Source organism: Streptomyces sp. NPDC005496, assembly GCF_042872045.1.
Classification (GTDB): Bacteria; Actinomycetota; Actinomycetes; order Streptomycetales; family Streptomycetaceae; genus Streptomyces.
In genome coordinates, this window is sequence record NZ_JBIAJQ010000007.1 from 167021 (window position 1) to 179162 (window position 12142).

At 67.1% G+C, this 12142-nt stretch carries 14 protein-coding genes; 7 read left to right on the plus strand and 7 right to left on the minus strand.

The features are described from left to right. The first annotated feature begins 2 nt into the window (after positions 1 to 2). Positions 3 to 1406 (plus strand): hypothetical protein, encoded by a 1404-nt coding sequence (locus ACFYQQ_RS22455; protein ID WP_355779141.1) that lies wholly within the window; start codon positions 3 to 5, stop codon positions 1404 to 1406. Positions 1407 to 1456: 50 nt separating this feature from the next. Here the strand turns inward: ACFYQQ_RS22455 and ACFYQQ_RS22460 are convergent, their stop codons facing one another. Continuing rightward, positions 1457 to 3130 (minus strand): DUF262 domain-containing protein, encoded by a 1674-nt coding sequence (locus tag ACFYQQ_RS22460; protein WP_356239401.1) that lies wholly within the window; start codon positions 3128 to 3130, stop codon positions 1457 to 1459. Positions 3131 to 3425: 295 nt separating this feature from the next. Between ACFYQQ_RS22460 and ACFYQQ_RS22465 the strand changes: the two genes are divergently transcribed. Beyond that, positions 3426 to 4586, plus strand: coding sequence for a hypothetical protein (locus ACFYQQ_RS22465; protein ID WP_355784986.1), 1161 nt, complete (start codon positions 3426 to 3428; stop codon positions 4584 to 4586). Positions 4587 to 4954: 368 nt separating this feature from the next. Here the strand turns inward: ACFYQQ_RS22465 and ACFYQQ_RS22470 are convergent, their stop codons facing one another. From ACFYQQ_RS22470 to ACFYQQ_RS22480, 3 genes are all read right to left on the minus strand, one after another. Then, positions 4955 to 5500, minus strand: a complete 546-nt coding sequence (locus tag ACFYQQ_RS22470) for a hypothetical protein (RefSeq protein ID WP_355784988.1) — start codon at positions 5498 to 5500, stop codon at positions 4955 to 4957. A gap of 153 nt (positions 5501 to 5653) precedes the next feature. Then, on the minus strand, positions 5654 to 6298 hold the full coding sequence (locus ACFYQQ_RS22475; RefSeq protein ID WP_355784991.1) for a DUF6000 family protein: 645 nt from the start codon (positions 6296 to 6298) through the stop codon (positions 5654 to 5656). A gap of 133 nt (positions 6299 to 6431) precedes the next feature. Then, positions 6432 to 6674, minus strand: a complete 243-nt coding sequence (locus ACFYQQ_RS22480) for a hypothetical protein (protein WP_355784994.1) — start codon at positions 6672 to 6674, stop codon at positions 6432 to 6434. Between the two features lie 252 nt (positions 6675 to 6926). On the opposite strand from ACFYQQ_RS22480, the gene ACFYQQ_RS22485 reads away from it, so the two are divergent. The 4 genes from ACFYQQ_RS22485 to ACFYQQ_RS22500 all read left to right on the plus strand — a co-directional run bounded on the left by ACFYQQ_RS22485 (position 6927) and on the right by ACFYQQ_RS22500 (position 9503). Beyond that, positions 6927 to 7166: a hypothetical protein gene (locus ACFYQQ_RS22485; protein ID WP_355784997.1), complete on the plus strand. Its 240-nt coding sequence runs from the start codon at positions 6927 to 6929 to the stop codon at positions 7164 to 7166. 372 nt (positions 7167 to 7538) lie between these two features. Beyond that, positions 7539 to 8312, plus strand: a complete 774-nt coding sequence (locus ACFYQQ_RS22490; RefSeq protein WP_355784999.1) for a polysaccharide deacetylase family protein — start codon at positions 7539 to 7541, stop codon at positions 8310 to 8312. 136 nt (positions 8313 to 8448) lie between these two features. Next, entirely contained in the window at positions 8449 to 9027 is a 579-nt protein-coding gene (locus tag ACFYQQ_RS22495) for a GNAT family N-acetyltransferase (protein ID WP_355785002.1), read from the plus strand. Between the two features lie 41 nt (positions 9028 to 9068). Beyond that, on the plus strand, positions 9069 to 9503 hold the full coding sequence (locus ACFYQQ_RS22500; protein ID WP_355785005.1) for a VOC family protein: 435 nt from the start codon (positions 9069 to 9071) through the stop codon (positions 9501 to 9503). 92 nt (positions 9504 to 9595) lie between these two features. On the opposite strand, the gene ACFYQQ_RS22505 is transcribed toward ACFYQQ_RS22500, so the two are convergent. The 3 genes from ACFYQQ_RS22505 to ACFYQQ_RS22515 all read right to left on the minus strand — a co-directional run bounded on the left by ACFYQQ_RS22505 (position 9596) and on the right by ACFYQQ_RS22515 (position 11731). Continuing rightward, complete coding sequence (locus tag ACFYQQ_RS22505) at positions 9596 to 10429, minus strand: hypothetical protein (protein ID WP_355785008.1); 834 nt, start codon at positions 10427 to 10429, stop codon at positions 9596 to 9598. A gap of 219 nt (positions 10430 to 10648) precedes the next feature. Continuing rightward, a complete protein-coding gene (locus ACFYQQ_RS22510; protein ID WP_355783543.1) occupies positions 10649 to 11146 on the minus strand; it encodes a DUF4234 domain-containing protein in 498 nt (165 codons plus the stop codon). Positions 11147 to 11257: 111 nt separating this feature from the next. Next, positions 11258 to 11731, minus strand: coding sequence for an ATP-binding protein (locus ACFYQQ_RS22515; protein ID WP_355783540.1), 474 nt, complete (start codon positions 11729 to 11731; stop codon positions 11258 to 11260). 85 nt (positions 11732 to 11816) lie between these two features. On the opposite strand from ACFYQQ_RS22515, the gene ACFYQQ_RS22520 reads away from it, so the two are divergent. Beyond that, the coding region (locus tag ACFYQQ_RS22520) for a helix-turn-helix domain-containing protein (RefSeq protein ID WP_388905008.1) at positions 11817 to 12142 on the plus strand (326 nt) is incomplete at its 3' end.

Consider the following 12142-nt stretch of genomic DNA (forward strand, 5'->3'; position numbering starts at 1 on the left):
CCGTGTCGGACGTCGCACGAGACGACAACCAGGATGACGACCTCGCGGAGGACGAATGGGACTGGGAGGAAGAAGATGAGGAGGAAGACGAGGACGCGCAACGCGTCCGGGACGCGGCAAAGCTGGCTGACACTGATCCTGACCGCGGAATCCCCGCGCTTCTGGCCTTGATCGCCGACACCGACCTCGGCACCGTGGACAACCTCGAATACCGCGCAGAGGCACTTGACCATCTGCTGAGCAGAGGCGGAAGCGCAGCGAACGCGGCATGGTGGGTGATCAACACCTCGAACCCCTGGCGTGAGATGCAGCGGGTTTACCTGGTGTCGAACCAGTACACAACTCCCCCGCAGCGGGAGCTGACCGACGACGAACGACGGCAGGAACACGTCGCTGCTCTCCGGCACCTCGTTGCGTCCTCGGACCTGCAGGACGACCTTCGCTGGGCGGCCATCAATGAGCTGGTCAACGAGGAGGGGCGAGAGGGATACGAGTCCGTCAAGAGCCTCGCTCCTGACATCAACATCGCAAACCTCGCCACCGGAACCGGCGACGCGGACGAGGAGCACACCTACAGCATCGCCCGCTGGGTCGCAGCCGACCAGGATCAGCCGGCCGAGGTGCGCGTAGAAGCGGCAACGTGGCTACTCGATGAGGACGCATGGTCGGCTGACGACGCTGTGGCGGACGCGCTACGAGATGTACCCGTCGGCACGCACGGACGCAGGAGGCTGATCGCCAGACTGCTGGAGATGGAGAACGCACACCTGGAAGTGACCGACCCTTCCACATTTGAGCGGCAGCAGGAAAAGGAGCGCGCCGACAACGTGCCTGGTGTCGTCCGCCTTTCCGTGCAGGAAGCGGAACGCAATCACCATGCCGGACCGCTGGATGGTCTGCTTCATTCCTGGGTCGACGCAGCGCTTCGCGACCAATGGGAGCGTGGTTGGCCGTACACCCATCATGTAGCGGACGACGCTGTCGAACAACTGGTGGACATCGCGTTCCGCCACCAGGAGCTTCGCAAGCGCCTGGCCGCAGACCTCTCCGCGGCAGGGCCCGACGCAGTCTGGCATCCGCTGCTGATACGTGGAGTTGGTCCCCGATCGAAGCAGGAAAGTCTTTTCCGCTCCACGGCTGAGGATGGATACTTCGCCTTCAAGGCAACGTTTGAGTATCAGTTTGCACTGTGCAGGACCGCTGAAGACACCCCTGACCCCACTGGCTGGGAGTTGGCGGTCTTCCAGGGCAGTGCGGCGTCAGCCACGTACTTCTCCGGGCGCATGCTCATCCAAGGCAAGCAGACGTTCATACACTTCCCCGACGACCTGAGCGCGCACCCCCACTGGTCCGCCGAGCTCATCGCTGGCTTGTCCGCCATCTCCCAGGCTGGGCTGCCCGGATGAGCGGGCAGCCGCACGGCACGTGAGCCCCGCAGGCCGCTGTTCACGACTCCCTACAGATCCCATTCATCGGCCAGAAGCCCCAAGAGCCGCTGCTGCCGCTTCCGCAGCAGTTCCGGCTTCCACTGCTGATGGTGCAGCACCTGGCTGGTCAAAGCGAACGTCGAGACGCCGTGCCTTCCAGTGAAGTACTTGGACTTCTTCTCGGGGAAGTCGTAGTTCTGGGCATAGGCATTCTTCGTCCGGTTGAGAAGAACGAGGTTGCCCAAACGGTGCGTCCACTGGCTGCGCTGCTCGTCGGTGAAGTGCCGAAGCCACTGCGACCCCTGCTTCGGGTTCTGCGGCAGCACGTGCTCGACGGTGATCAGGGTGTGGTCATACGAGACCCCCGGCTTCCCGGCCAGCATCTCGTCCAGGCGCAGCAGGACGTACTTGCGGGTCTTGGTGACGAGATATATGTCGCCGTCCAGGCGCGCCAGAGTCTCAGCCTTCTCCGAGTCCGTAAGGGCGAAGGACGTCGCCTCCATGCCCTTGCCGGCGTTCAGTTCGCGCAGGAGGTCCGCGTAACGCGTGACGCGAGGAGTGGTGTAGACGCGGCGGATGAACATGCTCGACGCCAGCCGCTCCAGTGCGCCGAAGAATCTGTCGAGCCAGGCCGGGTCGTCACCATGGTTACGCAGCGCCCACAAGGCTGCGGGTCGCCAGTCGTTGTTGTCGATCTGCTGGAGGCGTTTGAACCAGGCGTTGACCTGCCCCGCTCCAGAGACCGCTGCGTAACTGGCGTCACGGATCTGCACGTAGGCGTCCGCGTACGGCACGACGACGTCATTGACGAACGACTCGGCTTTGCCGGGTAGATAGTGGCTGAGCACCTGCTCGGGAAACTCCTTGAGCAGTTCCCGCTCCGCCCGCTTCATGGCGAACACCATGCGCAGGTGAAGGAAGAGGTCAGCGAAGTCGTCTCGTCCCAAAGCCTCCTCGGCGTCTTCCCACTTGCGGGCGCACTCCTCCGACGTCTTCTCGTCCAGAGCACCGATGATGTGCGACTTGAAGATGTCCGTGGGCGAGAGGTCCATCCCCCGGGAATTCATCACGCTGAAGATGCGGTGCGCGCTGTCCAGATCGGGGGTGCTGACGACGACCAGGAAGGTGCGCTCGCCCAGCATCAGCACGAGATCCAGCCGTCGATCCTCCGACCAGTCGGCGAGAATGGCGTGCAGCGCCCTGGCATTGCGCAGAACGGCCTTCTGCGCGTCCGTCGGCAGCGTCTCCTCCTTCAGGATCCGCAGTGCCTCGGTGGCTCCCTTCGTCTGCACGTACTTCTGGAAGAAGCCGGCGTCGCGGAAGCGCAGGGTGAGCCTGGGCTTGGGATCAAGCCGGCGGACCTTGTTGCCGGGCTCCGTGACCAGTCTGTCGAGATCGCTGCGGAGGTCCGGGTCCTCCGTCAGATCGCGAAGGAGAGCGAGCAGGATGGTCAAGGTGGTGAGGCGCTGCTGACCGTCGATAACCTCAGCCGGCGCGTTGCCTTTGGCCTTGACGAGGACGATGGAGCCGAGAAAGTACGGCTCGTCCTTCCCCCTGTCCAGAGACTCCTCCAAGTCGGTGAGCAGCTGGACGGCCTGCTCGACGTCCCAGGCATAGGGCCGCTGGTAGTCCGGAATCCGGAAGTCGTAGTCACTGCTGAAGACCTTGTGCAGGGAGACTTCCTGCGCCTCTAGTTGCTGCATGCCCCAAGGATGTACGGGCCATTGACACCGTGTCCCAAGAATCCCACAAGCCAAATGATGCGTGTGGGTCCTGCCCTGGGCACAGTGCCGTCAAGGACAAGACGTCACGCTCAGGTCAGCGCTCGCCTACTCCTTCCCCGGGCCGCCGGGCCGCCGGGCCGACCAGCGAAAAGGCGCGCTCAGATCGCACATCGCCGCGCCAAACTGGGCCGGGTGACGGCGCCAGCCCCGTGAACCTTGGTCACAGCACTAGGCTGCCGGGGGTGTTGCATGGCGTGAGGACGGGGAGCAGCGCATGGATGACCTATCGGACACACTGAAGCAGTGCGTTGATCGGCTGGTCCGCTATCGCAGCCTCGGACGCCGAGTGGGTGAGCAGAACACGAAGGCCGGCCTCATCGAACCAGTGATCGCCGCCCTGGGCTGGGATGTGCTGGACCCCGAGGAGGTGCACCGCGAGTACCGACGACGAACGACCGACAACCCCGTCGACTACGCACTGATCCTCATGCGCATGCCCCGGCTCTTTATCGAAGCGAAGGCGATCGGCGAGAATCTCGATGACCCGCGCTGGGCGAACCAGACAATCAGCTATGCAGCAGTCGCAGGTGTGGAATGGGTCGCGCTGACCAACGGGGCGGAATGGCGCGTGTACAACGCTCATGCTCCGGTTCCGGTCGAACACAAGCTCTTCCGCACCGTGCGGATCGATGACGACGTCAACGCTGCCTGCGAACTGTTGGCCTTGCTCAGCAAGGCCAACATGCGCGACAACCGCATCCAGGATTTGTGGCGCAGCTTCTTCGTTGACCGCGAGGTCAACCTCGCCCTCAATGACTTGTTCGCCTCCGGTGAGCCGCCCAGAGAGCTCATCGCTCTCCTCGCCAAGCGCGTGCCGAAGTTGCCCCACGCAGACCTCCGGGCGAGCCTGCAACGGGTACGCGCCACCTTTGACTTCCCCCGGGCCGGGGTCGCTCCAAGCATCTCCGCGCCTCCGGGGGCACCGGTCCCCGCACCTCGACCAGCCGAACCCTCGTCTGCCGAATCCTCCATCCCCACATCCCGAGCGTCCGGGCGATCACCTCGAACGAGATCGCGGAAGATAACAGTCAGCGAGGATGAGAGGAGTGTGGGCTTCGAGGAAATGATGGCCGCCGGCAGGGTGACCCCTGGGGCGACCTTGCACGGTGACTATATGGGGCAACGACACACCGCGACCGTGCTGACCACTGGCCAGATCCGCTACCAGGAACAGGTATACCCCTCGCTGTCGGCTGCCGGGCGAGGGGTCAAGCTCCGCGTCAAAGGCCGCAATACCCCTGAGTCCACCTTGTCCACCGACGGGTGGGACTTCTGGCGTACGAGAGACCCGGTCTGCGGTGACGAAGTATCTCTGAAGACACTACGGCGTCGTGTTGTCCAGGCTCAGCGTGACCAACGAAAGCCCTACCCCTGAGATCTACCCTTCGCGCTTTGATCCGCTAACTCAGTCGTGGACGGCTGAGCTCGCAATTTCAAGGCACCACGTGGACAGACCGAGTCACGGCGAACGGCATGCACCTGCAGCCGCGCGGACGGGCATGAAACACGACGCGTTCGGTCTGTGTAGGAGCTGCGGGCGGCCGCAGAGTCGGTGGCGGGCCGGGAACGGGTGCGTATCACGGTCGAAGTTGCAAACCGAGTCTGAGGCACAGCAGTGGAACGCATGTCGGTCTTCGCCGAACCTCGTGGAGGCGACCACGCGTTGCAACGTCAGCGTCTGGCCATCGATCCACCGATCGCGCCGCCCATCTCGCCGACAGGCGGGAGGCGACAGGGGCAGGTCTACTGAGTCCCCTGCCTGTACCCAACCCCTTCCTTCTCCAGCTCGACCAGCCGGGCAAGGACACGTCTGGGAAGTTCCGCAGCTGTCAGCCGGAACGGACTCCAGCGATCCTTCGAATCGGGCTTCATCGATGCAGCGAAGCGAAAACGTCCTCGACTGTTGGGCTCGGCCACCATCTCAGCGAACGTGCCACTCGGAATCAGCCAGGCCGTCATCACCGCCCCCAGCTCAACGTCCACGGCGAGGAACAACATGTCCAGGTCGGCCCGCGGCTGGAAGGTCTGCGACCGGACAAAAGCCATCAACCTGCCCTGTTGGACTTGCATTCCGGTCGACATGCGGGCTTTCACCTGCACCGCCAGAGTCACGGAGCTTCCCCGCCGGTGAAAGACTAGATCCACCCCCTCGTCGTCCACCAGCGATGTGGATACGTTCAACTCACCGCCTGTGGCCAGGATGCATGAAGCCGCTACCAGGTACTCGGCCGCCTTCCCCATCCGTGCGGCAGCCGGGCTCTTATCCAGGTATCCCTCGTCATCGCTCATGGTGGAAACCTACCGACGCCTCTGTTAAACCGGATTCCCTCCAGGCATACTCGGCCACGAGTTGGCCTTTACTAGCGCCACGTTAAGTCGTCGAGCAGCTCGCCTCTGGATCACACCCGAGCTGCCCAACTTGAGGACTCTCTGCGGTGGTGCCTAGCTCCGGTCAGGGGTCGCGCCGTGCTTTCGTGTCGGGCAGTACCTCGCGCTTTCGTCGGCGAAAGCGCAGAGCATCTCGATGAACTCACGGTATTCGTCGGGGGTGCCGCGTTCGTTGCTGGGTGGTCCATCGATCCACTGCTGCCAGAGTCCGTCCGGGGCAAGGAACCTGGCCGCGTGGTCGGTCTGGAGTCTGGCGTCGAGCAGCAAGAGCGCGCCGAGAGCGTCCGTCTGGTCGTAGGAGAGGTCAGGGCGAAGCAGGTAGCGGTCGAGGTAGGCGCTCAGGATGTCGGCGTCGGCCGAGGTACCGAAGGAGGCCAGGGCGACGCAGTACGCCTGGCCCGCCCAGGGCCCTTGACTGGCGACCAGGAGTTCGCCGAGACGTTCCCGAAACTCGGTTCTGCCGGCGACGGCGATGAGCCAGGCCGCCGTCGTGCACTCGCGCCATCCTCGGTCGAGCAGCACACCCAGCTCACGATGGCTGATGTCACCAGCAGCCCTGCCCAGCTTCCGCATGAACTTGTCCCGCTCGCGCCCACTCATAGCGAGAAGAGCGCCACCGAGCTTGAGATACCGAAGGCCGGGCGTGACATACCGGCGGATCAGCTTGAGTTGCTCACGCTCCTCACCGGTGCGACGCATACCGGCATCGTCGTACTGACGAAGCTCCCGGACCAGTGATCCGGCCGACGCGGTCGAGTCGACAGCAGCCCGGTCAGGTATCGAAGCCCTGGCTCAGCGGCACCGACACCCCGACAAGAGACGACACCGGATGTCAGAGACCCCGGTCTTGGTTCCAACGATTCACGTGCATCGCGTAAAAGACGTTGCCGATGCCGGCGGTGAGCATGAGGAGCCAGAAGTGGACCCACAGCGACTGACGCCGGCGTCTGAAGCCCGTACCGCCGACGACTGCTGCGGAAGACGCCACGGCGGAGTTGTTGTTGTGGATGATGATCGTCGGAGGCTGCCCGTAGGGCTGGGGCTGGGCAGGTTGCTGGTCCGGCGCTGTCGCCATTGGCGTCGTCTCCTCGATGTGCTGGGCGTGCAAACGTGAGACGCACCGTAAGGGTGCCGAAGTGATCACCGACGGGGAACCAGCAGCCCATCACCCTGTTGGGGGATGTGGGCCACGGTCCGTCTCGGTTTCCCTCTCATCCAGCACGGTTCACGACCGGTCGGCCCAGGAGGCTGAAGTGGGCTGCACGCCCAGGTCGATTACGTGAAGCAGAGCCGTTCCGGCGTGTGGGCGTCATGTCATCATCGGGTGATGTTGACCGAGGAGGATGCGCGTCGGCTGGTGCTTGCCGAGGTCGAAGTCGTAACAGGGAGCGTGGAGTTCGAGCTTGGGATTCTGCGGGTGGAAGACCTGCCGTTCGGGTGGATCTTCTACTGGGGCGCGGTCCGGGACGGTGAGAACGGAAGGCGCCCCCGACTGGGAGGCAACGGTCCCTTCCTGGTGGACAGGGAGAACGAGCGGCTGGTCCGAACCGCCACCTGCGCCCCATGAGTCGTCAGATCGCCGACTACGAACGCCGGCTGCGACGCGAAGCCCACGCCCGGAACACGGCAGCGAAGCGAGCCGCGCGGCAGCGTGAGGCCGAAAACGCCGAGAGCGACTGAGCCTCAGTTGTCCTGTCCCGGTGGAGTGTCCACTGCGCTGCGCAGCGTCATTACGGCGTCGTCCGAACGTAGTTGAGGAGCGCGGTGGCCCTCTCCCGCGTCCTTCGGATCGGCCGTTCCCCCGCCCGGTTGTCCCCGGGCCTCTGCGGGATTGTGCGCGATCTGTAACGGGGGGATCCCTTCGGCTTCTTCTGTCGTCCTGGGTGGTGGCGCCTGGTCATTCAGGGGCGGCTAGGGACTGCGGGAATCGGGGGCGGACATGGCACGGCATGGCAACGCGCGGGGCTGGTACGGCAAGGTCGTCGGGGCGGCGCTCGGGGTGACCCTGCTCGCCGCCGGTGCCTCGGTGTGGACCGCGCAGGCCGGTGCGGTCGGCGGTTCCCCTCGCAAGCCCGCCGTGTCGGACACCGCGGGCAACCACGGCAAGCCGGTCGCGGTGAGCATCGTGCACGCCTCCGACAAGGGGGCCCGCGGCGTCAACATCACCATCGACGACGGCCCCGACCCCGAGTGGACCCCCCAAATGCTGGACGTGCTGCGGGAGTACGGGGTCAAGGCCACGTTCTGCATGGTGGGGACGCAGGCGCAGGCCCACCCGGACCTGGTGAAGAAGGTGGTCGCGGCGGGGCACCGGCTGTGCGACCACTCCGTCTCCCACGACACCTCCATGGACAAGAGGTCCCAGACCTACCAGTCCCAGCAGATCCTCGACGCCGAGCGCATGATCACCAAGGCGTCCGGCGGTGTGCGGCCGATGTACTACCGGGCGCCCGGCGGCGCGTTCACGCCGTACAGCCGCAAGCTGGCCGCCTCCCGGGGGATGCGCCCACTGGGCTGGAACGTGGACACCAAGGACTTCGAGCGGCCCGGTACCGACGCCATCGTGGCCACCGTCGAGCGGGAGTTGCCCAATGGGCCGACGCTCCTCTTCCACGACGCGGGCGGCGACCGTTCCCAGACCGTCGAGGCCCTGCGCCGGATCCTCCCCCGGCTCAAGGAGCAGGGGTACTCCTTCGGCTTCCCCGTCCGCTGAGCCCCCGGTTCGCCGGTCCGCCGACCGTCCGGACTCCCTCCGTACGGCGTCCGCGCGGTGCGGCCTGCTCCGCGCCGGTCCCGGTTCCGTGCCGGTTATCCTGCGTCGTCCTGGCCGGGTCAGAGAGGTCCCCATCATGAGCAGCAGCACGTCGCCCTTTCCCGCGCGGATCGAGTTGGCCGGGGAGGGGCTCGTCCTGCGTGACTGGACGGAGGGCGACATCGCCGCGATGCCGGGGCTGTTCGACCATCCCGACATCGCCTACTGGACGCCCATCGTCTCGCCCTTCGACGAGGTGGCCGCCCGGACGCGGCTGGCGAAGGACCGGCAGCTGCGTGCGGAGGGTACGGCGATCCTGCTCGCCATCACCCTCGACGGTGGCGCGCCGCTCGGCGAGGTGATGCTGCGGCGGGCCCCCGAGGGTACGGAGATCGGCTACGCCGTCGGACCCGCCCACCGCGGGCAGGGGCTGGCCGTGCGGGCGGTGCGGGTGATGGCCGCGTACGCCTTCGAGCAGCTCGGCTCGGAGCGGGTGATCCTGGAGCTGGAGGCCGAGAACGACGCCAGTGTCGCCGTGGCCACCAAGGCGGGGTTCCGCCTGCTCGACGTTCCGCTCATCACGGGCGAGGAGAAGGGGCGGCCCTTCGCCCTCCAGACGTGGGGCCTCGACCGGCAGTCGTTTGCGGACGGCGGTCCGGGCTCCCGCCGAGGGTGACGGCCGGTTCCGTTGTCGTAGGCGGGCAGTACCGTCCTGGCATGGCGGTCACCATCGATCTCACCCTCGACTGCGCCGACGCGCAGCTCCTGCGGCGTTTCTGGAAGACGGCTCTCGGGTACGTCGACGAGCCGCCGCCCGCGCCCTTCGCGACCCGTGAGGAGTGGCACGCGGGTTTCGGGCTGCTCGCCGACGACTCGGTGGACGACGGGGCCTGGCTCTGCGACCCCGACGGCGTCGGGCCCCGGCTCTGCATCCTCAAGGTCCCCGAGCCGAAGACGGCCAAGAACCGGCTCCACATCGACGTCCGGGTGCCGGGGCACGGCGGTCCCGAGGAGCGGTGGGCGCGGATCAGGGGCGAGTCCGAGCGTCTGGTGGGCGCGGGCGCCTCCGTCCTGGAGGAGTTCGACGGGCATCACGTCGTGATGGCCGACCCCGAGGGCAACGAGTTCTGCGTCGGCGCCACCCCGGCGTGACGCCCCGCCCGCCGGGGTGAGCGTGCCAAGCCGCACGCCGGGGGGGCCTGCCGCCCCGTACGCCGGGTGAGCGTGCCACGCCCTACGCGCCCTCACGGGGCGTTTCCCGCAAGGTCGCGTGCGTCCGGCTGAGGGAGCAGTCTCAGGCACCTGTCGAAGGCGCGCGGGTAGAGCCACGGGCTGTGGTCGTCCGCCGTGAGGGCGTCGAGGGCGGCCAAGGTGTCCTTGGCTGTCTTGCACCCGGGGTGAGCCGCGGCGAAGGCTGCCACGCGGGGGCGTTGGGCGGGCAGCCAGGTGGCGATCGTCCGGGGGTCGCCGTCGTACCACCAGGAGAACCTGAACTCGTCCCAGAGCAGATCGGTCGCCCAGTCGAAGGCGAGGCGGACCAGGCCGGCGTCCGTGCCGGGGCCCGAGAGGCCGGAGATGTGTGCCAGCCAGGGGTCCAGGTCGCCGGTCGCGTGCGCGATGCCTTCGAGGAGACCGGTGATGTCCCCGGCCGCGCCGCCGTCGGTCAGCGCGATGCCCAGCAGGGCCCCGAAGGCCCGCAGTGTCACGGCGCGCTCGGGCTCCGGCCAGTGCGCGAACCCGGCGCCGTCCGCACCGAGATGGCCGATCTCCGCGGCCGGGTCGACGGCCTCGCCGTCCGGTCCCCAGTGACGCAGCGCGCGGGGCATGAGGCGCCGCCACAGTACGGAGTACTGGTCCGGGTCCCAATGGCTGGGGACCTCGCGCATGAAGCAACCGAGGAGGTCGTCCGGTACGGCGTCGGGGTCACCGCCGAGGAGGTGCAGCTCCGACTCGGGGTAACAGTGGGTGCAGCCGTCAACCGGGGCTTCCAGCGGGGGCGTTGCGGCGAAGATCCGGTCCGCCTCGGTGAGCGCCTGGCGCCATGCCGCGAGTGGATCGGGGGTGTGGGGAACGGTCATCGGGCGACCTGCCGTGGGACTCCGTCCGGGCGCGCCCGGCGAAGAGCGGGACTCTAGCAGCCACCGGGCCGACCGGTGCCGTACGCCCTGGGGGGCTCCGGTGACCGGAGCTGCCGAGCCGGTGACCCGGCGTCCTCCGAACGGCGTGAATCGGCCATCGCCGACAACGCGGAGCCCCGGTCGTCCGTGGCCGGACGCCGGGGCTCCGCGCGGGGGAGATCAGGCCGCCAGCGACACGCCGGCGCCGGGCTGGACGCCCGGGTACGCGGCGGTGATCAGGTTGAGCTGGCGCTGCATGTACCAGGTGTTCAGGCCGAAGACGAAGGCCAGCCACATGCTCGCGGCGGGGCTGCACGTCACCGGCAGGCCGGCCGCGCGCTGGGCCTTGGCTATGGCCTTGCCGGTGTTGTGGAAGGAGACCAGCGGGGCGATGAGGGTCCAGCCCAGGAAGATCATGACCAGCACGCTGCCCGCGGGGTTGAGGGCCTGGCGGTTGTCGAACTCCTTCAGCTCCTTGTGGATCTTGTAGTACCAGACCAGCTGGTAGATGCCGAGGGTGATCAGCGGCAGGCCGAGCCACGCGGCGACGGGGCCCCGGCGCTTCATGGCCAGGCCGGTCAGGTGCGCGACGGGCGCGGGGGCGGCGGGGGCGACAGTGCCACCGGCCGGGTTCGCGGCACTCAGGCCGGCGTCGGTGGTGGGCTGGATGTCACTCATGTGGCGGGCTCCATTGGCTGGTGCTGGGATCAGCTGGAGCAGCATGCCAGGGGCGTGAAGATGGCGTGAAGTAGTTGTGGCTTCAAGTGACGGTTCGTCACCCGATCGTGATCAAGCTCGACGCATGCCCGGCCGGGCGCCGGACGGGTCGCGCGGCGGCCGGAGGGCACCGGAGAACTCGCACCACACGATCTTGCCGGGATTCCGGTGCGCCACACCCCACTTGTCCGCCAGCGCCGCGACCAGGAGCAGCCCCCGCCCCGACTCCCCCGCCGGTGCCGTCACCCTCGGCTCGCCGCCGCCGCTGTCGTGGACCTCGACGCGCAGCAGGTCGCCGCACGGAACTAGCCTCAGCCGCAGGCCCCGGCCGGGCGGTACGCCGTGCACCAGGGCGTTCGTGGTCAGCTCGCCCGCGCAGAGCAGGATGTCGTCGTACGCGCCCGGCGGCACTCCCCAGTCCGACAGCGCGGCCCTCGTGAACTCCCGTGCGGCCGGCACCGATCGGCGTTCACGCCGGTAGAAGCGCTCGCGAGGGCTGTGAGCGGTTTCGTTGTTCACGTGACGAGAGTGACGCTCCGTGGTCATGATGGAGCAGTGAGTGGACCCGTACAGATTTCTTGTACGGGTTCCCCGCGGTGGACGTACGTGCCGTGAGGGGGAGTTGGACCGTATGAACTCCAGGAAGCGTTCGCGCAAGAACGCGTCAGCGATGAAGATGGTCGGCGCGCAATTGGGTGTCCTGCGGCGGGCCGCCGGTTTCACCCAGCGTTCGCTCGCCGAGCGGGCCCTCGTGGACGAGGAGACCATCGCCTCCATCGAGCAGGGCAGGCGCCCGCTCAAGGAGGACTTCGCCGGTCTGCTCGACCAAGTCCTCGACACGAAGGGCGTCTTGTCGGCCGCCCTGGAGCACATGCCCGAGGTGGACCTGTTCCCCCGCTGGGCCGAGGAGTACATGGATCTGGAGCGAGAGGCCATCGCGCTTTCCTGGTACGATAA